The 25543-nt window shown below is 70.2% G+C and carries 22 protein-coding genes, 1 pseudogene and 1 riboswitch; of the genes and pseudogenes, 20 read left to right on the plus strand and 3 right to left on the minus strand.

The window, feature by feature from the left end; genetic code table 11:
• The first annotated feature begins 125 nt into the window (after nt 1-125).
• Nucleotides 126-1646, plus strand: a complete 1521-nt coding sequence (locus ACGGCP_RS07765; protein WP_392962612.1) for a cytochrome ubiquinol oxidase subunit I — start codon at nt 126-128, stop codon at nt 1644-1646.
• On the plus strand, nt 1643-2725 hold the full coding sequence (locus ACGGCP_RS07770; protein WP_392962614.1) for a cytochrome d ubiquinol oxidase subunit II: 1083 nt from the start codon (nt 1643-1645) through the stop codon (nt 2723-2725). The genes ACGGCP_RS07765 and ACGGCP_RS07770 overlap by 4 nt, the downstream gene beginning before the upstream one ends.
• 61 nt (nt 2726-2786) lie before the next feature.
• On the opposite strand, the gene ACGGCP_RS07775 is transcribed toward ACGGCP_RS07770, so the two are convergent.
• Nucleotides 2787-3815 (minus strand): proprotein convertase P-domain-containing protein, encoded by a 1029-nt coding sequence (locus ACGGCP_RS07775; protein WP_392962617.1) that lies wholly within the window; start codon nt 3813-3815, stop codon nt 2787-2789.
• 293 nt (nt 3816-4108) lie between these two features.
• Nucleotides 4109-5107: a hypothetical protein gene (locus ACGGCP_RS07780; RefSeq protein ID WP_392962619.1), complete on the minus strand. Its 999-nt coding sequence runs from the start codon at nt 5105-5107 to the stop codon at nt 4109-4111.
• A 324-nt stretch (nt 5108-5431) separates the two neighbouring features.
• Between ACGGCP_RS07780 and ACGGCP_RS07785 the strand changes: the two genes are divergently transcribed.
• Nucleotides 5432-6049 carry a class I SAM-dependent methyltransferase gene (locus tag ACGGCP_RS07785; RefSeq protein ID WP_392962622.1) on the plus strand — a complete coding sequence of 206 codons (618 nt, stop codon included), beginning with the start codon at nt 5432-5434 and terminating at the stop codon, nt 6047-6049.
• A gap of 184 nt (nt 6050-6233) precedes the next feature.
• Nucleotides 6234-7247 carry a LacI family DNA-binding transcriptional regulator gene (locus tag ACGGCP_RS07790; protein WP_392962625.1) on the plus strand — a complete coding sequence of 338 codons (1014 nt, stop codon included), beginning with the start codon at nt 6234-6236 and terminating at the stop codon, nt 7245-7247.
• 104 nt (nt 7248-7351) lie between these two features.
• On the opposite strand, the gene ACGGCP_RS07795 is transcribed toward ACGGCP_RS07790, so the two are convergent.
• Nucleotides 7352-9451 carry an RICIN domain-containing protein gene (locus ACGGCP_RS07795; protein WP_392962627.1) on the minus strand — a complete coding sequence of 700 codons (2100 nt, stop codon included), beginning with the start codon at nt 9449-9451 and terminating at the stop codon, nt 7352-7354.
• Nucleotides 9452-9715: 264 nt separating this feature from the next.
• Between ACGGCP_RS07795 and ACGGCP_RS07800 the strand changes: the two genes are divergently transcribed.
• From ACGGCP_RS07800 to ACGGCP_RS07875, 16 genes and pseudogenes are all read left to right on the plus strand, one after another.
• A complete protein-coding gene (locus ACGGCP_RS07800; protein ID WP_392962629.1) occupies nt 9716-10972 on the plus strand; it encodes an ABC transporter substrate-binding protein in 1257 nt (418 codons plus the stop codon).
• Nucleotides 10973-11039: 67 nt separating this feature from the next.
• On the plus strand, nt 11040-11987 hold the full coding sequence (locus ACGGCP_RS07805) for a carbohydrate ABC transporter permease (protein WP_392962631.1): 948 nt from the start codon (nt 11040-11042) through the stop codon (nt 11985-11987).
• On the plus strand, nt 11984-12820 hold the full coding sequence (locus ACGGCP_RS07810; protein WP_392962633.1) for a carbohydrate ABC transporter permease: 837 nt from the start codon (nt 11984-11986) through the stop codon (nt 12818-12820). The genes ACGGCP_RS07805 and ACGGCP_RS07810 overlap by 4 nt, the downstream gene beginning before the upstream one ends.
• Nucleotides 12817-14073, plus strand: a complete 1257-nt coding sequence (locus ACGGCP_RS07815) for a family 1 glycosylhydrolase (protein WP_392962636.1) — start codon at nt 12817-12819, stop codon at nt 14071-14073. Before ACGGCP_RS07810 ends, ACGGCP_RS07815 begins: the two co-directional genes overlap by 4 nt.
• Nucleotides 14074-14156: 83 nt before the next feature.
• Nucleotides 14157-14263: riboswitch (TPP riboswitch) on the plus strand.
• Nucleotides 14256-14879, plus strand: a pseudogene (gene thiE, locus ACGGCP_RS07820) (thiamine phosphate synthase); the annotation flags it as partial. It overlaps the preceding riboswitch by 8 nt.
• Nucleotides 14880-15169: 290 nt before the next feature.
• Nucleotides 15170-16534, plus strand: coding sequence for an FAD-dependent oxidoreductase (locus ACGGCP_RS07825; RefSeq protein ID WP_392962638.1), 1365 nt, complete (start codon nt 15170-15172; stop codon nt 16532-16534).
• Complete coding sequence (gene thiS, locus ACGGCP_RS07830) at nt 16531-16725, plus strand: sulfur carrier protein ThiS (protein WP_392962641.1); 195 nt, start codon at nt 16531-16533, stop codon at nt 16723-16725. Before ACGGCP_RS07825 ends, thiS begins: the two co-directional genes overlap by 4 nt.
• Nucleotides 16726-16727: 2 nt before the next feature.
• Complete coding sequence (locus tag ACGGCP_RS07835) at nt 16728-17522, plus strand: thiazole synthase (RefSeq protein ID WP_392962644.1); 795 nt, start codon at nt 16728-16730, stop codon at nt 17520-17522.
• Nucleotides 17519-18598: a bifunctional hydroxymethylpyrimidine kinase/phosphomethylpyrimidine kinase gene (gene thiD / locus ACGGCP_RS07840; RefSeq protein ID WP_392962646.1), complete on the plus strand. Its 1080-nt coding sequence runs from the start codon at nt 17519-17521 to the stop codon at nt 18596-18598. Before ACGGCP_RS07835 ends, thiD begins: the two co-directional genes overlap by 4 nt.
• 423 nt (nt 18599-19021) lie before the next feature.
• Nucleotides 19022-20647 carry a phosphomethylpyrimidine synthase ThiC gene (gene thiC / locus ACGGCP_RS07845; protein WP_392962648.1) on the plus strand — a complete coding sequence of 542 codons (1626 nt, stop codon included), beginning with the start codon at nt 19022-19024 and terminating at the stop codon, nt 20645-20647.
• Nucleotides 20648-20740: 93 nt separating this feature from the next.
• Entirely contained in the window at nt 20741-21037 is a 297-nt protein-coding gene (locus ACGGCP_RS07850) for a putative quinol monooxygenase (protein WP_392962651.1), read from the plus strand.
• A gap of 261 nt (nt 21038-21298) precedes the next feature.
• Complete coding sequence (gene rplM, locus ACGGCP_RS07855; protein WP_208495357.1) at nt 21299-21742, plus strand: 50S ribosomal protein L13; 444 nt, start codon at nt 21299-21301, stop codon at nt 21740-21742.
• Between the two features lie 25 nt (nt 21743-21767).
• Nucleotides 21768-22316: a 30S ribosomal protein S9 gene (rpsI, locus tag ACGGCP_RS07860; protein ID WP_392962655.1), complete on the plus strand. Its 549-nt coding sequence runs from the start codon at nt 21768-21770 to the stop codon at nt 22314-22316.
• Between the two features lie 115 nt (nt 22317-22431).
• Entirely contained in the window at nt 22432-23760 is a 1329-nt protein-coding gene (glmM, locus tag ACGGCP_RS07865) for a phosphoglucosamine mutase (RefSeq protein ID WP_392962657.1), read from the plus strand.
• A gap of 80 nt (nt 23761-23840) precedes the next feature.
• Nucleotides 23841-24716, plus strand: a complete 876-nt coding sequence (locus tag ACGGCP_RS07870; RefSeq protein ID WP_392962660.1) for a LemA family protein — start codon at nt 23841-23843, stop codon at nt 24714-24716.
• A gap of 86 nt (nt 24717-24802) precedes the next feature.
• Nucleotides 24803-25489, plus strand: a complete 687-nt coding sequence (locus tag ACGGCP_RS07875) for a hypothetical protein (protein ID WP_392962663.1) — start codon at nt 24803-24805, stop codon at nt 25487-25489.
• The last annotated feature ends 54 nt before the right edge of the window (nt 25490-25543 follow it).

Below are 25543 nucleotides of genomic sequence, written 5' to 3' on the forward strand. Positions count from 1 at the left end.
TCGAGGTCCGGGCGCGTATTCGCTGGTGAAGAAGTTTTTGAACACGTTCGATCTCACGTTCCGAGGGCTTGTGAATGCATTCACAAGAGCGTGATTTCGGGATACCGAGCCCGTAGCTTCAAGGCATGGATGCAACCCAGCTCCTCGCCCAGGCGTCCGATGTGGTCGCCGCCGCAGACCCCGCCGGGCTCATGCCCGCACGCCAGCAGATGGCGCTGTCGCTCGGATGGCACATCATCCTCGCCTGCTTCGGGGTCTCCTTCCCCGCCATCATCTTCGTGATGCACCTGCGCGGCATCCGAAAGAACGACCCGGTCGCGCTCAACCTCGCCAAGCGCTGGGGCAAGGTCTCCGCCGTGCTCTTCGCGATCGGCGCGGTCTCCGGCACCGTCCTCAGCTTCGAGATGGGCCTCCTGTGGCCCGGCCTCATGGGCACCTTCGGCGACGTGCTCGGACTCCCCTTCGCCTTCGAAGGCCTCGCGTTCTTCCTCGAAGCGATCTTCCTCGGCATCTACCTGTACGGCTGGGGCAAGATGCCGCCCAAGCTGCACCTGCTCATGGTGCTGCCCATGGCGATCACCGGCGTCATCGGCACGTACTGCGTCCTCGCCGTCAACGCCTGGATGAACGCCCCGGTCGGCTTCGACATCGTCAACGGCGAAGTCACGAACATCGAACCGTGGGCGGTCCTGTTCAACCAGCACGCCTTCCTCGCCTTCGCCCACATGTGGCTCGCCGCGTACATGGTCGCCGGATTCACCATCGCCGCCGTCTACGCCGTCGGCATGCTCAAAGGCCGCCGCGACCGCCACCACCGCCTCGGCTTCATGGTCCCCTTCGCGTTCGCCACCATCGCGGCCCTCGCGCAGCCCCTCGCCGGGCACTTCCTCGGCCACGACCTCGCCGAACGCCAACCCGCGAAACTCGCCGCGTTCGAATACGCCGACGAGACCGCCGACGGCGCGACCCCGCTGACCATCGGCGGCTTCTACATCGACGGCGAAGTCAAGTGGGCCATCGAGATCCCCTACCTCTCCTCGGTCGCCTCGCTCAACTCGTTCACCGAACCCGTCCCCGGCCTCGACCAGGTCGCCGAGGAGGACGAACCACCCGTCAACTTCACCCACTACTCGTTCCAGGCCATGGTCGGCATCGGCCTGCTGCTCCTGGCGGCCGTCGCCCTCTACTGGTTCCTGCGCTGGCGGGGCAGGGACCTGCTCGACAACAAGTGGTTCCTGCGGTTCATGGCCGTCACCGGACTCCTCGCCATGACCGCGATGGAAGCGGGCTGGATCGCCACCGAGGTCGGACGCCAGCCCTGGATCGTCTACGGCGTCATGCGCACCACCGACGCCGCCGCCGACCACTCGGCCGGACTCTGGTGGTTCTACGGCGGATCGGTGGTCCTCTACGGCGGCATGACGATCGCCGCGATCGCCATCATCCGCTCAATGGCCCGGCGCTGGCGCGAAGGCGCGGGCGACCTGCCGAGCCCCTACGGGCCCAAGCTCCTGGCCGCCGACGGGCCCCTGGAAGTCCGCGACTGCGCCGACGAGAAGGACGGCGCAGGGGAGCAGGACGCGACCGGCGAGCGGGCCGGCACGGGCGAGGCCGACGGCGCCGCCGAGAAGGAGACCGCGAAATGATGACCCTCGAATTCGCCGTCGCCGCCGCCCTGTTCGCCGGGGTCGTCGCCTACGCCGTCCTCGGCGGAGCCGACTTCGGGTCCGGCTTCCACGACCTCACCGCGGGCGGCGCACGGCGCGGCGCTCCACTGCGGACGCTCATCGACCACAGCATCGGCCCTGTGTGGGAGGCCAACCACGTCTGGCTCATCTACGTGCTCGTCATGTGGTGGACCGGGTTCCCCGAGTCCTTCGCCGCCACGATGACCACGCTGTACGTGCCGTTCGTGCTCGCGCTCGTCGGCATCGTCCTGCGCGGCGCCAGCTTCGCGTTCCGCAAGTACAGCGAGACGCTCTGGCAGGCCAAGCTGTTCGGGATCGTCTTCGCCACCAGCTCCGTGCTCGCGCCGTTCTTCCTCGGCACCATCGTCGGCGCGCTCGCCTCGGGCCGCGTCCCGGCGGGCGGCAACGGCGACCCGTGGTCGTCGTGGATCAACCCGACCGCGCTGTTCACCGGGTGCATCTCGGTCGGCACGTGCGCGTTCCTCGCCGCGACCTTCCTGACCGCTGACGCCGCGCGGCGCGGCGAGACGGCGCTGGCGGCGCGGCTCCGCGTCAGGTCCCTTGTGGTCGGTGCGGCGACCGGGGTCGTGGTGTTCGCGGGGCTCATCCCGATCGAGCACGACGCGCCGACGTTCTGGGACGGCCTGACCGGCCGCGCCGCGCCCGTCATGGCGCTCTCGGCGCTCGGCGGCATCGCGACGCTCGTCCTGCTGTGGCGCAGGCGCTTCAGCCCGGCGCGCTTGACCGCGGTGATCGCGGTCGCGGCGGTCATGGCCGGGTGGGGGATCGGCCAGTACCCGTGGGTGCTCGTCGACCAGGTGAGCATCGCCGACGGCGCGGGCGCGCGGGCGACGCTGCAGGGTCTGCTTGTGGCCGTGGGGATCGCGGCCGTGATCGTCGCGCCCGCGCTCGGCTACCTGTTCTACCTGACCCAGTCGCCCGAATGGAACGGGGAGGCGCGCGGCGGCGTCGAAGGTGGCGATGGCGGAGCGGTCCGCCGCCGCGCCTCGCACTGGAGCGGCCAGCTCGGGAACTGACTTCACACTGCGGTGGATGAAAGGAGGGCCGGGCACAGCGTGCCCGGCCCTCCTCGGTGCGTCAGATGCTGAGCGACCAGCTGTTCAGCGTGCCGCTCGACCCGCCGGAGTAGGTGTCGGTGACGCGCAGCGTCCACGTGCCCGAGCGGGCCTCGGTGGACAGGTTGACGCTGTACGTCGCGGCGATGTTCGCGCCGGACCCGCCGGCCGCCTTGAGGGTGCGGCTGGTGCCGTCGGGTGCGATGAGCGCGATGGTGATGTCGCCGCTGTACGGGTGGGTGATGTTCACGGTGACCGAGCTCGTCGAGGACGCGGTCCCGGTGCAGGACAGGGCGATCGTCGAGTTCAGGGGCGAGCCCTCGGGGATCGCGGCGGCGGTGGCCTTCGAACCGGTGCAGCCGGTCGGGGTGCCGCCGGAGGAGCCGCAGTAGGTCGTCAGGTGCGACTGGATCGCGGCCTTCTCGGCGGAGTCGACGGACAGGTTGTACAGGTACTTGACGTGCGTCCAGGCCTTGACGTAGTCGCAGCGCAGGCCGGTGGTGTTGACGGGCATCCACTCGGCGGGGTCGCAGTCGCTCTTCGCGGCGTTCGAGGAGACGGTCGCGATCCACAGCTGCGGGGAGTTGATGTCGTTGGCGAAGGCCTGGCGCTGGGCGGTGGTCCAGGCCCAGGCGCCGGAGGCCCAGGCTTCGGAGAGGGCCACGACGTGGTCGATGGAGGCGTTGGAGACCGTGGTCGTCCAGGTGTTGTCGAAGTCGGACTGCCAGTTGCCGGAGGTCGGCTGGCAGCCGTCGCTGGTCACGACGTTCTGGCCGTCGCGTTTGAGGACGTACTGGCGGGCGGTGCAGCTTCCGGTGCCGCTCACGGACTTCCAGTGCGGGAAGAGGTCGCGGTCGTAGGTCGAGCCGTGGGACTCGGCGGCGACGGTGAGGGCGTTCAGCTCGGCCTGCGCGGTCGCGGTGGACGGGATGCCCGGCGGCCGGACGGCTTCGGCGGGCTCGGCGTCGAGGACGACGATCGAGAGGACTGCCAGCGCGGCCGCGACGAGCGCGGCGAGCGTGCGGCGGGCGGGGAGGGTCCAGGAAGACATGGTTCGGCTCCTGAGGTGAGGCGGTTGAGCACGGTGACGGGCGACCGGCGGGCCGGTCGGGGAGTGGGCCTGCCGGGGACGGGACGCAAGCCTCGATTGATCAAATCATGGGATGATAGGCCGTGGCAATAGTCACAGTAGATTGTTCACATTCCCGACACTGACTGGTCGGGGCAGGCCGGTCGAAAATTCGACGAGTGTCATTGGTGCACACCGGAACCGCGCATGAGCTCGAGGTCCCCGGGCGTCCGATTTGCCGGGACCCTCCGTTCACGTTCGGGCCCCGGCGATCGCTACTGGACGTCGCGCCTCGGGTTGAGCTGGTCGATGAACCAGACGTCGACGAGGTCGCTCACGATGGCGCGCACCGGCTCCGAGGCCTCCTCGATGGGCTCGCCGTCGGTGCGGCCGATGACCACGTACATCAGGTAGTGCCCATAGGTGTTGTAGCCGACCATGGTCGCGGCCCGGCCGAGCTCCTCGGCCTCGCCGTCGGTGCGCAGGGCCGCGAAGCCGCCTTCGAGGCCCGCTTCGATGGCCGCGCGCAGCGACTCCGCCTCGGCCGCGTCGGCGAGGTTGAGCACCCCTGCGGTCGCGGCGTACTCGCCGTCGGGGTTGATGAGGGTGGCGCGCACGGTCTGGGTGCAGTCGGCGTCGGCGAGCAGCTCGGCGAGCTCGTCGAGCCCGGCGTCGGCGCAGTTCGCGAGCTCCTCGGTCTCGAGGACCTCGTACGCCCCCGCGCCGCCCGCCGGGCTGATCGCATTGGCGCCGAACAGCTCTTCGACCGAGATCGGCTCGGTGTCGGTCTCGCGGGCGGCGATCGGGTCGACGACCTCGGGCGCGCCCGCCGTCTCGTCCACTGCGGACGGCTGGTCGGCCTGGGGCTCCGCGCTCGGCGCGGACGGGTCGGGTTCGCCTTCGCGGAGCACGATGAACGCCCCGGCCGCGCAGGCCCCGGCGACGGCGACGGCGCTGACGACCGCGAGCGCGACCAGCCACCACCTGGTGCGGCGCCGGGCGCGCTGGGCGGCGCGGCGCAGGGGGCGCGAGGCCTGGATCTGGTCCAGGTGCGCCTCCATCTCCTCCTCGGGCGAGCGCCGCGCGGGCGGCAGCGGGCGTCCGCCCGCGCCGAGCCGCACGGTCGGGGTGCGGTCTTCGGGGCTGAGCCGCGCTGTCGGCGCGCGCATCTGCGAGCGCTCGTCGTACTCCGCCCAGTCGAATCCTGGATCGTCCGGAGGCCGGTGCGCCTGCGTCTCCTGGGGAACTCCGAACGGTGACGGGCCATGTGCCATGGAGGCAGCTTAGACCTGGAAACCTGCGAAACCGGGAAACGTTCCCCCGGGAGATGGACGGTGTTGAGCGGCGTTCATCTCCTTGGGTGACAAGGCGTGCCACGTGACATATCACATGTCACGCAGTGCACTCGGCGATCGGATCGGGACCCGGGGACGGGCGGGTCGGGGACCGCCCGGTGGAATGTCACGCACTACACCGGGGCTCGCGAGAGGCACTCCGGGGTGGTGCGTGACATTCCACCGGAGCGCGGGACACGGCGCAGGTCTCTAACCGGCCGATCCCGGCGATCGGCCCGGGCCCGGCGCGCGACAATGGGGGGCATGTCCAAAGGCCCAGCCGACCAGCCAGAGCACTACTTCAGCGAGCAGCCCGCCGTCGACGACCGCGAGCGCACCGTCGAGTTCGCGCTCGACGGCGTCGACTACGAGCTGACCACCTCCACGGGGGTCTTCTCCGGCAACCGCCTCGACCCCGGCACGAGCGTGCTGCTCAACAAGGTCGTGCCGCCCGAGACGGCCGGGACCTTCCTCGACCTCGGCTGCGGCTACGGGCCGATCAGCGCCGTGCTCGCCCAACGCGACGACGCCGAGATCTGGGCCGTCGACGTCAACCGCCGCGCCCTCGACCTGACCCGCCGCAACACCGAGAAGGCCTCGGGCACGGTCCACGTCGCCGCCCCCGAGGACGTCCCGGCCGAGGTCCGATTCGACGAGATCTGGTCCAACCCGCCGATCAAGGTCGGGAAAGAGGTCCTGCACGAACTCCTCCTGACCTGGCTGCCGCGCCTGAAGGACGGCGGCGTCGCCTGGCTCGTCGTCTCCAAGCACCTCGGCGCCGACTCGCTCGCGCGCTGGCTCGCCGAGCAGGGCTGGGAAGTCGACAAGCACGCGAGCGCCAACGGCTACCGGGTCCTCAAAGTCGAACGCCCCGAGGCGTAACGGCGCGCCTTCGCATCACGCCGCCATGCGGCCCCGAACCGTCGGCGGACGCCGACGTATCGTTTGATCGAAATGTGCGGATAGGATGTCGCCGGGTCCGCCCCATCGACGGCACTACCAGTGGGAGCGGTCCGGCAAAACCGGTTTGCATCGTTGTAGAATTCGCGGGAAACGAGGAGGTGCGATGGCGGCGACCTTGCGCGATGTCGCGAAACTGGCGGGCGTCTCATTCAAGACCGTCTCGAACGTCATCAACGACTACCCGCACGTCCGCCCCGCGACCAGGGAGAAGGTCGAGCGGGCGATCGCCGAACTCGGCTACAAGCCGAACCTGAACGCCCGCAGCCTGCGCTCGGGCCGCACCGACACCGTCGCCCTCGCCGTCCCCGAGCTCAACCTGAGCTACTTCGCCGAGCTCGCCGGGATGGTCATCGCCGCCGCCGAGGAGCACGGGCTCACCGTCGTGGTCGAGCAGACCGGCGGCGACCGCGACCGCGAGCTCGCGCTGCTGCGCAGCCCCCGCCTGAGCATGACCGACGGCCTCATCCTCAGCCCCCTCGGCATGGGCCAGGAGGACGCCGAGGCGCTCGACGTGCCATTCCCGCTGGTCCTCCTCGGCGAGCGCACCTTCGACTGGCCGTGCGACCACGTCACCATGCGCAACACCGAGGCCGCCCGCGCCGCCACCGAGTACCTGCTGGCCTCGGGCCGCCGCCGCATCGCCGTCATCGGCGAGTACGAGGGCGAGGTCATGGGCTCTGCCCGCCTCCGCCTGCGCGGCTACCGCGAGGCCCTGGCCGCGCACGGGGTCGAGTACGACGCGTCGCTCGTGGTCCGGGCGACCCTGTGGCACCGCGCCGACGGCGCCCGCGCGATGCACGAGCTGCTCGATCGCGACGTGCCGTTCGACGCGGTCTTCGGCTTCAACGACACGATGGCGCTGGGCGCGATGCGCGTGCTCCAGGAGGCCGGGCGCCGCGTCCCCGAGGACGTGGCGGTGATCGGCTTCGACGACCTCGACGAGGCTGCCTACTCCATCCCCTCGCTCACCACAGTGGACCCCGGACGGGAATGGCTGGCGCGCACCGCGCTCGGGACGCTGCTCGAGCGCATCGCCGAGACCGGGACGAAGCAGCCGCCGCGCACCGAGCTGGCGGACTTCCAGATCATCGAGCGCGAGTCCGCGCCGAGGAGCTGAGCGCCGGGCCGGGAGCGGCGCCGTCGCCCGGTCCTCCAGTCCCGCAACGCACCCGGGCACGCCGAAGGCGGTGCGCCGATCGCCGCACCGCCTCCGGTCACCCCTTACTGAATGCCTTCCTTCACGAGTCGCCACTGCTGGCAGGTCAGGCCGTTAGCGGTCCACTGCTGCGCCACCGCGCCGTCCGCAGTGGAGCATCCATCGATCTCGAGCATCTTGCCGCTGTTGGCGTTCGCGAACGTCCACCAGCCGCCGCTGGTCGCGGCGTTCCACGACTGCGTCGAGCTGCCCGTCGAACCCCACTGCACCGCGTCGACCCCGTCGGCGGTCTGCGCGGACGGGATCTCCAGGAGCTTCCCGCTGTTGCGGTTGGTCAGCTGCACCGTGGCGCCGCCGCTGACGGTCCACCGCTGGGTCGCGTTGTTCGTGTCGCCCCACTGGCCCACGGCCGCGCCGTCGGTCGTCAGCGCGCTGAGTACCTCGAGGTACTTCGAGCTGTTGCGGTTCTGCAGCTGGAACACCGGCGCGAGCGCGGTGCTCGAGTACAGGTGGATCGCGTCGAGCTCGGCGAAGTTGGTGCCCTTGGTGAAGCGGATCGTGTTCGTGCCCGCGTTCAAGGTCACGGTCTTCTGCGCCCACGCGTACCGGCCCCAGTCCACAGTGGCCGGATAGCTGATCGAGGAGCCCGAGCCGCCGTTGACGCTCACCGAGTGGGTCGCGGCCGAGCCGTACCCGTTGTCGTAGCGGACGTTCATCGTGTACGTCCCGGCGGTCGGCACGTTCACCGTGAACTGCACGTAGCTGCCGGCGTTGTTGATGTTGCCGACCTTCGAACCGTTCGCCGCCTGCACGTGGGTCACCAGGGACGCGTCGTTGAGCGTCGCGTTCTCGGCCTCGTACTGCTGGGCGTCGAGCGGGATCGAGCCGACCCGGATGTCGTTGAGGTCCGAGACGGTGTTCTCGACATTCGTGGCCTGGTAGAGCGTGCGGCCGTCGGCGCTGTAGTCGATGCCCTGCGCGAAGCCGGTGAAGCTGCCGCCCTGGGTGTCGCTGGCGTCGTAGGTGACCGCCATCGGCAGCCGCTCCCACGGGCCCTCGCCGAGGTTGTAGTTGACGTAGAAGTTCTGGCCGCCGTCGATGTTGCCGCTGCCGTCGAGCGACCACTTCGAGGCCACCACGACCATCCCCTTAGGACCGCCGGTGGGCACCCACTTGACGTACGGGGACGAGCCGATGCCGCGCCCGTCCGCCAGCTTGATCTGGGTCCCGATACTGGTCGTCGTGCCCCAGTTCAGGCCGTCGGCCGAGATCTTGTAGTAGACCGGCGCGGTGTTCTGCGACTGGCTGGGCCGGTTGACGACCTCGAACGTCGCCATGTAGCGCCCGTCCTGCATCTTCGTCACCGTGATCATGCCGGGCCGGTCGCTCTGGTTGGTCGGCGCCGAGACGTTCACCAGCGAGCCCCAGGTCTTGCCGCCGTCGGTCGAGCGGCGGTAGGAGATCGCCTGCAGCACGCCGTTGGCCTTCTGGCGCTCGTCGGAGAAGTACGCGGCGAGGCCGCCGTTCCCGTCGATCGCGAGCGAGGGCTCCCACACGGTGGTCGTCGTCGAGGTCGGCGACGGGTCGTAGACCGCCGGGCCGCCCGAGTCGATGGTGCTCAGGTAGCTCCAGCTCGTGCCCTGGTTGGTGCTCTTGTACACGACCAGGCGGCTCGAGGAGCGGTCCTCGGGCATGATCATCCCGGCCAGCAGGATCGTGCCCGCGGCCAGGTCGCCGGTGGTCTGCGTGACCTCGAAGAGGAACGGCTGCGCGGTGCGGGTGAGCGCCGGGAACTGGAGGCTCGGGTTCACGTCGGCGACCTTGGTCCAGCTCGCGCCGTCGTTGGTGCTGCGGTAGATCGGGTAGACCTGCACGCCGTTCTGCAGCACGAGCTGGTCGAACGTGACCAGCTGCGTCCCGTTCGCGCTGCCGCTGTTCTTGAGCACGATGATCTTGGCGTAGGTGGTCCCGGCGGGCGTGCCGCCCTCGGGGTTGAACGAGGTGCCCGCCGCGGGCGCGTAGACGAGCGCGCCGTTGCCGGTGGTCACGGCCGCGGCGGGGGCCGGAGCCCAGCCGACCGCGACGGCCGCTGTGGTGAGGAGGACGGCGGCGGCGGCGAGCACCGCGCCGATCCGCCTGAACGAGAGGAGGTGAGGGCTTCGCATGGGACTCCCAATCTTTACAACGTTGTATCATGCGTGCGGGACATCGTAAGACCATCAATGCCCGCAGGTCAAGCCCCTGGTCGCGGATCTGATCACAGATCGGAAACGGATCGGAAACGAACCGGGGGGTCCGTTGACACGGCGAAGCGGGCGTGCGTACGATTCCCGTGATTACAACGTTGTACAAGACGGTTCCCCAGTACAGGGCCCCCTCGACGTTGTACCTACCAAAGACAACGCTGTCGCGTTGGGAGGGAACTGAACATGAAACGCAAGACCGTCCTCATCGGCGGCGCAGGCAGCGCCGCGCTCGCGTTCCTCGGCACCGGCTGCTCCGGCAGCGAGACCGGCGGCCCCGCGACCCTGACCTTCTGGCACGGCTACACCGAGGCCGACGGCGACGTCCTCCAGGGCATCGTCGACGACTTCAACGCCTCGCAGGAGGACATCACGATCAACACCGAGGTCAAGACCTGGGCCAGCATCGACGACACCCTGCTGACGGCCCTGTCCGCCGGCGAGGGGCCCGACATCGTCGCCATGCCCGCCGAGCGCCTGCCCGTCTACGCCGACAAGGGCGCGTTCGCCGAGCTCGACGGCTTCTACGGCGAGGACTCCTCGAACACTGCGAACCTCATCCCCGGCGCGGTCGCCATGATCGAGATCGAAGGCCGCAAGTACGGCGTGCCCACCGGCTTCGTGCCGCTGGCCGTCTACTACAACACCGCGCTGTTCGAGGCCGGCGGCGTCACCGAGTTCCCGGGCACCTGGGACGAATGGGTCGAAGCCGCCAAGAAGCTCACCGTGGACGAAGACGGCGACGGCACGCCCGAGCAGTACGGCGTCGTCCTGCCCGACCACGCCACCGTCGCCAACGGGCTCTGGCCCTCCCTGTTCTACGGCAACGGCGGCGACATCGTCTCCGAGGTCGTCGACGCCGTCATCGACTCGCCCGAGAACGCCGCGACCCTCGAATACTGGCGCAAGGCCATCGTCGACGACAAGATCTCGCCCACCGGCGTCGACGGCGTCGGCGCCGACGAGCTCTTCAGCGCCGGCAAGGCCGCCATGACCATCGGCGGCCCCTGGATGGCCTCCATCGCCACCGAGAACAACATCGAGTACGCCATCGCGCCGATCCCCGCCGGACCGGTCGCCCAGGCCGCCTCCGCCATCGGCGTCGCCATGGCCGTCACCGTCGACGCGGACGACAACGTCCGCGCCGCCGCCGAGAAGTTCTTCGCGTTCTTCCTCAACGACGAGAACGCCGCCGCCTGGTCGCTCGGCTCCGGCTGGCCGCCCCTTCGCACCGACGTGCCCGCCGAAGCGGTCAACTCAAACCCGGTCGTCGCCTCCCTCACGGAGATCGCCGACCTCGGCCGCCCGCTCCTGCCGGGCGTCGTCAACAGCGTCGACGTCCTCGCCGCCGTCGACGAGCTGACCCAGCGCGCCGTCGCGGGGGAGGACATCGCCGCGCTCCTCGCCGAAGCGCAGGACACCGTCCAGGGCGCGCTCAGCTAGCGCACCGCGATCGGTGGGGGCGCCGCCCCTCGGCGCCCCCACCCTCCAAAGGGGAGTGAAGGAGACCATGCACACCGCACCACCGACGGGCCGCCGCTACCGCCCGCCCGCACCGCTGGGCGGACGCCGCCGCGCCGACAGCCCCGCCGGCCGGGGCCTCAAGGCCGCCGCGTTCCTCGCCCCGGCCCTGATCATCCTGGGCGCGTTCACGATCTGGCCGATGCTCTCGGCCCTGCGGCTGTCCTTCACGGACGCCAGCGGCTTCGGCGAACCCGAGTTCATCGGCTTCGAGAACTACATCGGCGTCTTCACCGACCCCGACATCCTCAACGCCGTCACCAACACCGCGCTCTACACGGTGCTGTTCACCCCCATCGCGGTCGCCTCGGCGCTCGCCCTGGCGCTGCTGCTCAACAACCCGCGCCTGCCGTTCCGCGGCTTCTTCCGCACCGCCCTGTTCGTCCCGTTCGTCGTCTCGTTCTCCGTGGCCGCGTTCGCCTGGAGCTACCTCGTCGACCCGCAGGTCGGCCTGCTCAACTACTGGCTGCGCGGCGCCGGGATCCAGATCGGCAACGTCCTGGAGGACCCGCACCTGGCCATGCCCATGGTCGTGCTCGTCGCCGTCTGGAAGCTCTTCGGCTTCTACTTCGTGATCTTCCTGGCCGGACTCCAGGACATCCCGCCCACGATCTACGAGGCCGCCCGCATGGACGGCGCGGGGGCCTGGTCCAGGCTGCGCAACGTCACGCTCCCCCTGCTGTCCAACACGATGGCGTTCGTGCTCATCTTCGCGATGATCGCCGCGCTCCAGGCCTTCGACCAGATCTACGTCATGACCGGCGGCGGCCCCTACGGCAGCACCCAGACCCTCGTCATGGAGATCTACGAGTCCGGCTTCCGCAAGCTCGACATCGGCTTCGCCTCGGCGCTGTCGTACGTGCTGCTCGCCGCGACTCTGCTGCTGAGCCTCGTGCAGTTCGTGTTCTTCGGCCGCAAAGAAAAGGACCTGGCATGAGGAACCGACTCAAGGAGCTCCGGCCCTCCACCGTGCTCGCGACGATCGCGTTCATCGCCGTCACCGCCGTCGTGCTGCTGCCGATCGCGATCATCGTGCTCACCGCGTTCAAGCCCGCGGCCGAGGTCAACGCCTTCCCGCCGAGCCTGCTCCCGGACGACTGGACGCTCGACAACCTCAAGACCGTCACCTCCGAGCTCCCGTTCGCGCGGCTCGTCGGCAACAGCTTCGTGTTCGCCGGGGGCGTGACGCTCTTCGCGCTGGTCTTCGACTCGCTCGCCGCCTATGCGCTGGCGCGCTTGGACTTCACGGGGCGGCGGCTCCTGCTCGTCGTCATCATCGCGACGCTGATGATCCCGTTCCAGGCCACGCTCATCCCGCTGTACCAGCTCGTGGCCGACCTCGGCTGGGTGAACACGTACACCGGGCTCATCGCGCCGCGCGCCGCCGACGCGTTCGGGATCTTCTTCCTGCGCCAGTTCTTCCTCGCGCTGCCGCGCGACATCGACCAGGCCGCGCGTATCGACGGCGCGGGGGAGTTCCGGATCTTCCGGTCCATCGTGCTCCCGAACGCCGTTCCCGCCCTGCTCACCTTGGGGCTCTTCACTTTCGTCAACAACTGGAACGACCTGCTGTGGCCGCTGGTGTTCACCACCGACGCGGAGATGGGCACGATCACCTCGGGCCTGACGCAGCTCACCGGACCCAGCGGCATCGTGCCGCACGGGGTGATGATGGCCGGCTCGCTGATCGCGATCCTGCCGCTCGTCATCGCGTTCCTCTTCATCCAGCGGCGTTTCATCGAGAACATCGCAACGACAGGACTCAAATGACCGGCTCCCCCAATTGGCACCGCGACGGCGGATTCCACTTCGCCGTAGGTGTCGAGGACACCTTCGTGCCCCAATCCGGGCCCGGCGAGCGGCCGATCGACGAGTACGAGCTCACCGAGCACTACCAGCGGTTCCACGCCGACCTCGGCCTCGCCGTCGAGGCCGGTGCGGAGCTGGTGCGCTGGGGCGTGCCGTGGCACCGCATCCAGCCCGAGCCCGGCCGCTGGGACTGGGCCTGGCTCGACCGCGTCATGGACCGGTACGCCGAGCTTAACCTCCGACCCATTGTGGACCTCATGCACTACGGGACTCCACTGTGGCTCGACGACCAGTTCGCGAACCCGGACTACCCGAAGCTCGTCGCCGAGTACTCGGCGCAGGTCGCCGAGCGCTACCTGCACCTCGGCGTCACCGACTACACGCCGGTGAACGAGCCGATGATCCACGCGCTGTTCTCCGGCGAGTACGCGTACTGGCCTCCCTATCTCTCTGGGACGCAGGGGCTCAGCACCATGGTCGGGCAGCTCGGCCGCGGCTTCGTGCTCGCCCAGCGGGCCATGCGGGACGTGCTCGGCGACCGGGGCGTCTTCGTCCACGTCGACGCCGGGATGCGCTACGTCGGCGACACCGACGCGCCCGAGCACCGCGAGCACGCGGCCCGCCTCAAGGAGCAGGTCTTCCTCGTCGAGGACCTCGTCACCGGCCGCGTCGACGCCGATCATCCACTTGAGAAGCACCTGCGCGCCAACGGATGGGGCGACGACGACTTCGCGTGGTTCGCCGAGGCGCCCGTGCTGCCCGACGTCATGGGCGTGAACTACTACCCGCGCCACTCAACCGAGGTCTTCGAGGCCGGAGTCTTCCACAGTGGAGGATTCCGCGACCCGCGTCCGTTCCGCGACGACGGCGTCGAGGGCATGAACGAGCTCGTCCGCGAGGCCGCCGCCCGTTACGGGGCGCCGGTGATGCTCACCGAGACCTGCGTGACCGGCTCGGTCGAGGAGCGGATCGCGTGGCTCGACGAGTCGGTGGCCGCGCTGCACGGCCTGCGCGCGTCCGGCGTCGACGTGATCGGGTACACGTGGTGGCCGCTGTTCGACATGTACGAGTGGACATACCGGCACTCCGAGCTGCCGCGCGAGGCGCACCGGCTCACCATGGGGCTGTGGCGGCTCGAGGAGACCGCCGACGGCCTCGAACGGGTCCGGACCGAGGTCGCCGACCGCTTCCGGCACCACGCGACCGGCGCGTAGCCGCTTTCGGGGCGGTGTCCACTTCCTGACACCGCCCTTGCGAGGATCGCTCGCGATGACGTAGCGTAGCGGCCGTAAACGAATAAAACCCACGGGAGTCCGATGCATCGGGCTGAGAGGGGACTGGGTAGTCCCGACCGTCGAACCTGATCCAGATCATGCTGGCGCAGGGAGAAGGAGCTATGCGCGCTACTCGTCTACCCCGACTTCACGTCATCACCGACACCCGCGGCCCCGCCGGTGCGCTCCCGATCGCCGTCGTCGAAGCGGCCCTGATCGCCGGGGCCCGGCTCGTCCAGGTCCGGCCCGAGGACCACTACACCGACCGCGCGGCCTTCGACCTCGCCACCGCCATCGCCGCGCTGTGCGACCGTTACGGGGCGCTCTGCCTGGTCAACGACCGCGTGCACATCGCGCAGGCCGTCGGCGCTGACGGCGTCCACCTCGGCGCCGACGACCTCCCGATCGACGCCGCCCGGCGCGTCCTCCCCGCCGCCTCGATCATCGGCGGCACCGCCCGCGACCCCGAATCCGCGCGGGCTGCGCGGCGGGCCGGGGCCACGTACCTCGGCGTCGGGCCCGTCTGGGGCACCACGACGAAATCCGGTCTGCCGCAGCCGATCGGGCTCGAAGGACTGGCCGCCGTGTGCGAGGCCGTCGACCTCCCGGTGATCGCCATCGGCGGCATCACCGCCGAACGCGCCGCACTGTGCCGCGAGGCGGGAGCCCACGGCGTGGCCGTGGTCGGCGCGGTCTCGACGGCGGCGGACCCGCGCGCGGCGACGGCCGAACTGCTTGCGGCCGTTGGGGAGGAGAGCGGCAGTCCCGGCGTCGGATCGCGACGCGACGCGGATGGGTTCGGCCGCGGCGACCTGCGCCCTGAGGAGCCGCGCCGCACCGCAGACGGGTCTGGCTCGGCGATCGGCAACCGGGATTCGGTGGACCGGACTGGGCGCGATGAACCGCTGTTCGCCGCAGACCGCTCCGCCGGTCGTCTCGGTGGATCCGGCTCGCCCGATGCCGACCGCTCGGCCGTTTGCCTTCACGGTTCCGACTCGCCCGAAATCGGCCTCCTGCGAGGGACGGGCGAAGGCTGATGCGCGTCGCCGTCGTCGGCGCTGGATCGATCGGGCTCGCCGTCGCGTGGCGGGCCGCCCAGGCGGGTGCCGAGGTCGTCGTGCACGACCCCGACCCGGGTTCGGGCGCCTCGCGCGTGGCCGCAGGCATGATCGCCCCCGTCACCGAAGCTCACTACGGGGAAGAGGCCCTCGGTCCCTTCATGGCCGAATCGGCCGACGCCTGGCCCGGCTTCGCCCGCGAACTCGAAGCCGCCTCCGGGCTCACGATCGGCTTCCGCGACGTGCCGACCCTCGTGGTCGGCATCGAGGACGGCGACCGCGCCGAAGTCGACCGCCAGGCCGAGCTCTACCGGTTCACCGCGAGGAACGTCGAGCCGCTCACGGCGCGCGCCGCTCGCAGAGTCGAACCGCTGCTGAGCCACCGAGTGCGCGGCGGCGTGCTCGCGCCGGAGGACCGCGCCGTCGATCCGCGAGTAGTACATGACGCACTACTGGCCGCCGCCCAGCGTGCCGGGGTCGATCTGCGCGCCGGACACGTCGATGACCTTTCGGCGCTCGACGCGGACCAGGTGGTCATCGCCGCCGGATGCGGATCGGCGAGGTTTGTCGGCGCGGGCGCGGGCGCGGGCGCGGGCGCGGGCGCGGGCGCGGGCGCGGGCGCGGGCGCGGGCGGCGTCGTGCTGCCCGACGAGGCCTCCACGACCACTCGCTGGCATCTGCCAGTCCGGCCGGTGCGCGGCGCGGTCCTGCGCCTCCGCGCCGTCGGCGACCAGCCGACGCCACGAACCACCGTGCGCGGCTTCGTGAAAGGCCACCCGATCTACATCGTGACCCGCGACAGCGGCGAAGTCGTCGTCGGCGCCACCAGCGACGAGCGCGGCTTCGACCGCCGCACCGGCACCGCCGGGGCCGTCCACGACCTGCTGCGCCACGCGATGGAGCTCGTCCCCGAGATCGCCGAATACCACCTCGACGAAGTGAGCGTCGGCTTCCGACCCGGGACCCCCGACAACCTGCCGCTCATCGGCCGCCTCGACGAACGCACCGTCGCCGCGACCGGCCACTACCGCAACGGCATCGCCCTCATCCCGGCCACCGCCACCGCGGTCGCGGCCCTGCTCACCGGAAACGACCGGGCCGCCCCGGCGGCCTTCGACCCGCTGCGCTTCGGGCCTGCGCGAACACCGCGGCCGACCGGTTCGCCGCAACGCGCCGCGGCCGACGAAGAACGGTTCGAAGGCAGCCTGAAGCTCCCTGGGCCGCCGTTCGCAGGCGCCCCCGAACCAATGGTCGCGCCAGGGTCCGACAAGAACGGCGCGCGCGGACCCGATCACGACTCCAAAGTGGCCGAACCCACACCGACTCAGGAGGTCGACTCATGAACATCGAGGTCAACGGCGAAGCGCGCGAAGACGTCGCCACCATCGCCGACGCCGTCGCGACCGTCACCGCCGCCCGCCGCGGGATCGCCGTGGCGCTGAACGGCGAAGTCGTGCCGCGCTCCGAATGGGACCACCACCCGCTCGCCGACGGCGACGCCGTCGAAGTCCTCACCGCGACCCAAGGAGGCTAGCCATGGAACAACGCCCCACCACCAGGTCCGACGCCGACCTCAAGATCGCCGACAAGACCTTCGCCTCGCGCCTCATCCTCGGCACCGGCGGCGCGGCCAACCACGCGCAGCTCGCCGAGGCGATCACCGCCTCCGGCACCGAACTCGTCACCGTCGCGCTGCGACGCGTCGACCCCGCCGCCTCAGGCTCCATTCTGGACGTCATCGAACGCTGCGGCGTCGAACTCCTCCCCAACACCGCCGGGTGCTTCACCGCCGAACAGGCCGTGCGCACCGCCAAACTCGCCCGTGAGGCATTCGCCACCAACTGGATCAAGCTCGAGGTCATCGGCGACGAGGACAGCCTCCTCCCCGACCCCGTCGAACTCCTCGACGCCGCCGAAACCCTTGTCGCCGAAGGCTTCACCGTCCTGCCCTACACCAGCGACGACCCCGTGCTCGCGCGCCGCCTCGAAGACGCCGGATGCGCCGCCGTCATGCCCCTGGCCGCGCCCATCGGGACCGGCCTCGGCGTCCGAAACCCCCACAACCTGGCGCTGATCTGCGAGAACGCCAACGTGCCAGTCATCTGCGACGCCGGGATCGGCACCGCCTCCGACGCCGCACTCGCCATGGAACTCGGCTGCTCGGCCGTCCTCCTCGCCACTGCCGTCACCCGCGCCGCCGACCCCGCGCTCATGGCCGCCGCCATGCGCGACGCCGTGAACGCCGGACGCGCCGCCCGCCTCGCCGGACGCATCCCCAAGCGCCACTTGGCCAGCGCCTCGTCGAGCTTCGAGGGCATGGCCGACCTGTGAACGGCGCGCACCCTTCACTCCAGGGCCCGCGACCCTCGAACGCGCAGAGCCCGCCGGTCGCCCTCACCATCGCCGGGTCCGACTCCGGCGGCGGCGCGGGCATCCAGGCTGATCTCCACACGTTCGCCGCGCACCGCGTCCACGGCACCAGCGTGATCACGGCGATCACTGCCCAGAACACGCGCGGCGTGACCGCCGCCGAAGCGGTCGGCGCGGATCTCGTTCGAGCGCAACTGGACGCGGTCCTCGGCGACTTCCGGGTCAAGGCCGTCAAGACCGGGATGCTCGGCGGCGACGCGCTGCTCGCGCTCGTCGCGCAGTACGGCGAGGCCGACCGGCTGCCGAACCTCGTGGTCGACCCGGTCATGGTCACGACGACCGGCGACTCCCTGTTCGCGGGCGACCCGGCCGCCTACTTGGCTCGGCTCGGACCGCTCGCGACCGTGTTGACGCCCAACCTGGTCGAGGCCCGGCAGCTGCTCGGCCGCGAGATCGACACCGTCGACGACATGCGCGAGGCCGCCCGTGCGCTGGCGACGTACGGCCCGCGGGCCGTGCTCGTGAAAGGCGGGCATCGCGAAGAGCGTCCTGCGGCGGAGGCGAGTGTCGGTGGCGGGCAGGAAGAGGGACCGCCTGAGGGCACCGGTGGTCGGCGACCCGGCGGAGCTGTCGTGGTGCCGGACGCCGGGCGGGCGCCCGGCGACGCCGGGGGAACGTCGAATGTGGCCGGGGGAGTACCGGCCGCGTCGGATGTGACTAGGGGAGCGCTGGCCGCGTCCGACGTAGCCGGAGAAGCTCCGAGCGGTTCGTCGTCCGCGGTCGACGTGCTGTGGTGCGACGGCCAGATGCTCGACCTCGCCGCGCCGCGCGTCGCGACCCGCAACGACCACGGCACGGGCTGCACGCTCGCAGCGGCGATCGCGGCCCGGCTCGCGCTCGGTCACCCGCTGCCGCAGGCGGTCGCGGGCGCGAAGGTCTACGTGACGGAGGCGCTGAAGGCCGCCGCCGAATGGCGGCTCGGCCTCGGCCCGGGCCCGGTCGACCACCACCACGGCAAGCGGACCGCAGCGCTATGAGCGGCAACGGCATCGACGGCGAGCGGCGGAGGACGAGCGCCGGGCCGCGGCGGACGGATGCTCTCGGGGCTGCGGGGCTGCGGGGCTGCGGGGCTGCGGGGCTGCGGGGCTGCGGGGCTGCGGGGCTGCGGGGCTGCGCGAGGGAGGGCCCGCGTTGCGTTCGGGGCGAAGCCGCTTCCCGAAGGTGCCGCGAGACTCGCAGGGCCCGTCTGGCGGGTACCGAGTCCGGCGCGGTCTTCGGAGACGCCGACACGACCACGACAGCAAGCGCTCATCGCCGCGAACGGCACCGGTTCTCGGGGACGCCGAAAGCGCTGCGAAATCTGTGGGCCCCCGGTTTTAACCCTGACACAAGGGTCTGACATTTCGGTGCCGCCGGTTGTGAACGGCCAGCACTGATCGATCGATACACGAGGAGACAGCATGAACGCCAGAAGCAAGGTCTACGCCGAAGGCCCGCGACCCGACATCAAGGTGCCGTTCACCCAGGTGGAGCTGAGCGGCGGGGAGCCGCCGATCCGCCTCTACGACACGTCCGGGCCCGGGTCGGATCCCGAGGTCGGGCTGCCGAAGCTCCGCGAGGCGTGGATCGCCGAGCGCGCGGGCGCCGCCGCGAGCAGGATCGAGCACGGCGGGGCCGAGCTCGACTGCCCGACCCAGCTGCACTACGCCAAGCAGGGCGTCGTCACCCCCGAGATGGAGTTCGTGGCCGTCCGCGAGGGCCTCGACGCCGAGTTCGTGCGGTCCGAGATCGCCTCGGGCCGGGCGATCCTGCCCGCGAACGTCAACCACCCCGAGACCGAGCCGATGATCATCGGCAAGAACTTCCTCACGAAGATCAACGCGAACATCGGCACCTCGGCCGTCTCCGACTCCATCGCCGCCGAGGTCGAGAAGCTCAACTGGGCCACCAAGTGGGGCGCGGACACCGTGATGGACCTCTCCACCGGCAAGCACATCCACGAGACTCGCGAGCACATCATGCGGAACTCCCCGGTCCCGATCGGCACCGTCCCGCTCTACCAGGCCCTGGAGAAGGTCAACGGCGACCCGGTCAAGCTCACCTGGGAGATCTACCGCGACACGATCATCGAGCAGGCCGAGCAGGGCGTCGACTACATGACGGTGCACGCCGGGGTCCTCCTGCGCTACGTCCCGCTCGCGGCCCGCCGCGTCACCGGGATCGTCTCGCGCGGCGGCTCGATCATGGCCGCGTGGTGCCTCGCCCACCACCAGGAGAACTTCCTGTACACGCACTACCGCGAGCTGTGCGAGATCTTCGCGAAGTACGACATCGCGTTCTCCCTCGGCGACGGCCTGCGCCCCGGCTCGATCGCCGACGCCAACGACGAGGCCCAGTTCGCGGAGCTGCGCACCCTCGGCGAGCTCACCCACATCGCGTGGGAGTACGACGTCCAGGTCATGTGCGAGGGCCCCGGCCACGTGCCCATGCACAAGATCAAGGAGAACGTCGACCTCCAGCAGGAGATCTGCGGCGAGGCCCCGTTCTACACGCTCGGCCCGCTCACCACCGACGTCGCGCCCGCCTACGACCACATCACCTCCGCGATCGGCGCGGCCATGATCGGCTGGTTCGGCACCGCGATGCTCTGCTACGTGACGCCGAAGGAGCACCTGGGCCTGCCCAACCGCGAGGACGTCAAGGACGGCGTGATCGCTTACAAGATCGCCGCCCACGCCGCCGACCTCGCCAAGGGCCACCCGAAGGCGCAGGAATGGGACGACGCGCTCTCGAAGGCCCGCTTCGAGTTCCGCTGGCAGGACCAGTTCAACCTCTCGCTCGACCCCGACCGGGCCCGCGAGTACCACGACGAGACCCTGCCCGCCGAGCCCGCGAAGACCGCGCACTTCTGCTCCATGTGCGGCCCGAAGTTCTGCTCGATGAAGATCAGCCACGAGATCGCCGACCAGTTCGGCGGCGACAAGGCCGACGCCACCCAGGAGGAGATCAACGCCGGGATGCTGCAGAAGTCGCAGGAGTTCGCCCGCTCCGGCAACCGCGTCTACCTGCCGATGGCCGACCGCTGACCCCTCCCGGCGCTCGGGTGCCGCCCGAGCGCCGGGGCCCGGCCGCGCCGCACGCGCATACGATCCTCTGCGCCCCGCAGAAAGAGGAATAACATGTCACACACCATCAGTGTCGTCGCCGTCCTCAAGGCCAAACCCGGCATGGAGCCCGAAATGGCGGAGCAGGCGCGGTCGATGGCAGAAGCGAGCCTCGCCGAGCCCGGCTGCCTCTCCTACCGCAACTACGTCGACCCCGACGACCCCCGCTCCTGGGTCGTCGTCGAGGAATGGGCCGACCAGGCCTCCTTCGACGCCCACATGGCCAGCCCCCACCTGGCCGCGTCCCTCGCGCGCTCGGCCGAACTGCTCGCCGAGCCGCCGTCGGTGAAGGTCCTCGCGCCCGTCGTCTGACGCCGCGAAAACGCTGTAGCCGAGGTCACGGCGGCCGCCTTCAAGGGGGCCGCCACCACCGCGTAGACTTGGCAGCTGTTGTTCGAGTGTCTTCTGCGTAAGACGCTGTCCAACGAATCCCACACCGGCCGCGACGCGGCGGGTGCGACGCCTCAGGCTGAGCCGGTTCACGGCTTGCGAGTTTCACCGAGGCCGGGGATTCAGGCGGTCCCGCTCTCAGCGGGATTCGTTTCACACCAACAACGAAAGCTAGGTAAACCTGTGCGCACGTACAGCCCTAAGCCGGGTGACATTGACCCGCAGTGGCTCGTGATCGACGCGACCGACGTGGTGTTGGGCCGGCTCGCGACGCACGCTGCCGATCTGCTCCGAGGCAAGCACAAGCCGACCTTCGCACCGAACGCGGACACCGGTGACTACGTCATCATCGTGAACGCCGAGAAGGTCGTCCTGACCCGGAACAAGCTCCAGACCAAGAAGGCCTACCGCCACTCCGGCTTCCCGGGCGGTCTCAAGGAGAAGTCGTACGCCGACTTCATGGAGAAGGCCCCCCACAAGGTCGTCGAGAAGGCCGTCTTCGGCATGCTGCCGAAGAACAAGCTCGGCCGCGCCGTGTCCAAGAAGCTGAAGGTCTACGCGGGTCCCGGCCACCCGCACACCGCCCAGCAGCCGAAGCCGTACGAGATCAAGAAGATCGCGCAGTAGGCGCGGGCGGAACAGGAGCATCCACATGAGTGACGAGATCCAGGCCACCGAGGCCACCGAAGCCGAGGTCGTCGAGACCGAAGCCGTCGAGGCCCCCGAGGCTGTCGAAGCCCCCGTCGAGGTCCCCGAGGTTCCCGCCGACGTCGCCGCCGCGCCGTCCGTGCCGAGCATCCCCGTGGTCCCCGCCGACCGCGCGATCCAGACCGTGGGCCGCCGCAAGCGCGCCATCGCCCGCGTCCGCCTGGTCGCCGGCACCGGCAAGTACGTCGTCAACGGCAAGACCCTCGAGGACTACTTCCCGAGCAAGGTCCACCAGCAGACCGTCGCGGAGCCCTTCGTGACCGTCGAGGCCGGCGACAACTTCGACGTCCTGGTCAACATCCACGGCGGCGGCGCCACCGGCCAGGCCGGCGCGCTCCGCCTCGGCATCGCCCGCGCCCTGGTCGAGATCGACCCGAACACCCGCCCGGCCCTCAAGGCCGCCGGGTTCCTGACCCGCGACGCCCGCGAGAAGGAATCGAAGAAGTACGGCCTCAAGAAGGCCCGCAAGGCACCGCAGTACTCGAAGCGCTAGCACGCCTTCCCGGTTCGCCCGGGAACGCGCTAGTCTGCACAAGCGACGGGGCTGCCGAGGAGGACATCCTCGGCAGCCCCCGTTTTTTTATGCCACAACGATGGGAAGCCACACCGTGTCACGACTGTTCGGCACCGACGGCGTACGGGGGCGGGCGAACGCCGACCTCACGCCCGACCTGGCACTCCGCCTCAACATCGCCGCCGCGCGCGTCCTCGGCGCGAGCGACCGGCGCGCCGTCGCCGTCATCGGCCGCGACCCCCGCGCCTCCGGCGAGATGCTCGCCGCCGCCAGCGCGGCGGGGCTCGCCGCGGCAGGCGTGAAAGTCATCGACCTGGGCATCCTTCCCACGCCCGCGGTCGCCCACCTCACGGCCCTGACCGGCGCCGACTTCGGCGTCATGGTCTCGGCCTCGCACAACCCCATGCCCGACAACGGCATCAAGTTCTTCGCGGCCGGCGGCCGCAAGCTCCCCGACGAGGTCGAGGACGCCATCGAGGCGGCCATGGACGACGCGTCGCCGCTGCCGCAGGGCGAGGGCGTCGGCCGGATCGTCCGCTCGGTCGACCCCGTCGAGTCGTACATCGAGCACCTGGTCGCGGCCTCCCCGCACCCGCTGAACGGCATCAAGGTCGTGCTCGACCCCGCCAACGGCGCGGCCACGGGCGCGGCCCCCGAGGCCCTGCGCCGCGCGGGCGCGGAGGTCGTGCTCATCAACGCCGACCCCGACGGCCTCAACATCAACGAGGACTGCGGGTCCACCCACATGGGCGGGCTGCGCGCAGCCGTCGTCGAGCACGGCGCGCACGCCGGTATCGCGCTCGACGGCGACGCGGACCGCTGCCTCGCGGTGGACGCGGACGGCAACGACGTCGACGGCGACGCGATCATGGCGATCCTGGCGCTGGCGCTGCGCGAGGCCGGGCAGCTGCGCGGCGACACGCTCGTGACCACCGTGATGTCGAACCTGGGCCTGCACCAGGCGATGGGTTCGGCCGGGATCAAGCTCGAGGTCACGGGCGTGGGCGACCGGTACGTGCTGGAGCGGCTCGGCGAGGGCGGCTTCTCGCTCGGCGGCGAGCAGTCCGGGCACATCATCGTCTCCGACTACGCGACCACCGGAGACGGGACGCTCACAGCGATCCTGCTCCTGGCGCGCATGGCGGCGACGGGGAAGTCGCTCGCGGAGCTCGCGTCGGTGTTCACCCCCGCGCCGCAGGTGCTCGTCAACGTGCGGGTCGCCGACAAGTCCGTGATCGACCATGCGGACGTGCGCAGCGCGGTGGCGCTGTGGCAGGCGAAGCTCGGCTCGGACGGTCGGGTCCTGTTGCGCCCCTCCGGAACTGAGCCGCTGGTCCGGGTCATGGTGGAGGCTTCGGAGGAGCCGGTGGCGCAGAGCGTCGCGGCCGAGCTCGTGGCGGTCGTCGAGAACGCCCTGGGCTGATTCCGACCATCTTCTTACGCGACGGGAGGGCCCCGAAGGGGTGCCCTCCCGTTGGCATAGATGCACTAAGCTCACGCTCTATGAGCAACCCAATCGTCTGGATCCTGATCCTCCTGTTGCTGATCGGCCTGATCCTGGTGTTCGCCGCCCTCGGCGGCCGCAACAAACTGGTGCGAATGCGCAACATCACCCAGGAGTCTTGGGCGCAGATCGATGTCGAGCTCCAGCGCCGCTACGACCTGCTGGACAACCTGATGTACGTCGTGCAGCAGGCCGCGGGCTCCGAGAACGCGACGCTGCGGCAGGTCGCAGAGGCGCGTGCGATGGCCATGCAGACCCGCCAGGACCCGAACGCGGGCCACGGCCAGCAGGGTGCGGCCGAGGGCCAGCTCGGGAACGCCATCCGCGGCGTCATCCACATGCAGGAGTCCTACCCGGCGCTGCAGACCAACCAGAACTTCCTGCAGCTCCAGCAGGAGATCACCGAGACCGAGAACCGCATCGCGGCCCCGCGCCGGTTCTACAACGCGAACGTGCGCGAGTACAACACCGCGCTGCAGGTCTTCCCCGGTTCGATCTCCGCGAAGATGGGCGGGTTCAAGCCCGAAGAGTACTTCGAGCTGGACAACCCGGCCGCGCGCACCGCGCCGAAGATGCGCGACATGGGCCAGCCCGCCTACATGCAGCAGCCCCCGGCCCAGCAGCAGATGGCGCCGCAGCCCGCGCCCGGCCAGATGCCGTACGGCCAGCCGCAGCAGGTCGGCTACCAGCAGCAGCCCCCGCAGCAGCCCGGTTACGGCCAGCCCGCCCCGCAGCCCGGCTACGGGCAGCAGCCCCAGCCCGGCTACGGCGCCCCGCAGCCCGGTTACGGCCAGCCCGCGCCCCAGCCCGGCTACCCGCAGCAGCCCCAGCAGCCGCAGCAGCCCGGTTACGGCCAGCAGCCCTACGGCCGGTAGCGAACCACCCCGCCCGCGCGGTCCCGTCTCCCGGGCCGCGCGTGCGCATTTGCAGCCCTGAAAGCCCGTAAGAAGGAATCACCCCAGTGAACGAGACACTGCTCGCTTCGAGCAGCAGTAGCGACATGCCCTGGTGGGCGTGGGTCCTCTGCCTCCTCGTGGTCGGCGTCGGCGCGTACTTCGCTTGGCGCGCGAGGCAGAAGAAGATCGCGATGTACCGGGCCTGGGCGGCCCAGTACGGCTTCCACTACGAGCCCAGCGACAACTCGGTGATCGCCCTGTCCACTGAGGACCCCTTCAACCAGGGGCACTCGCGCAAGGGCATCGACGTCTTCCGCGGCATGTACAAGAACGTGCACATCGTCTTCTTCCAGTACCAGTACTCCACTGGCAGCGGCAAGGAGCGCAAGACGTTCAACTACCAGGTCGTCGCGATCGGCCTGCCGACCTCGCGGCCGCTGCTGGACATCAGCCAGGAGAACTTCCTGACCAAGCGGTTCGCGAAGGACATCGACTTCGAGAACCAGGCGTTCAACGACTACTTCCGGATCAAGTCGCCGAACCGCCGGTTCGCATACGACATCATCCACGCCCGCACCATGGAGTGGATGCTGCAGGACCAGCGCGCCCGCTCGTACGGGTGGCGGTTCGAGGGGCCGTGGCTCATGACCTCCCGCCAGGGGGCGATCAAGCTCGAGGAGGTCTTCTTCTACGCGGACTTCCTGCTCGACATCCTCGGCCAGGTGCCCAGGCACGTCTGGGCGAACAACTAGCAGCCGACGGGGCCGCGTCATCGGACGCGGCCCCGTCGCTTCGCCGCAGAGGAG

The sequence above is a fragment of the Glycomyces sp. NPDC048151 genome, assembly GCF_043202775.1.
Classification (GTDB): Bacteria; Actinomycetota; Actinomycetes; order Mycobacteriales; family Micromonosporaceae; genus Glycomyces.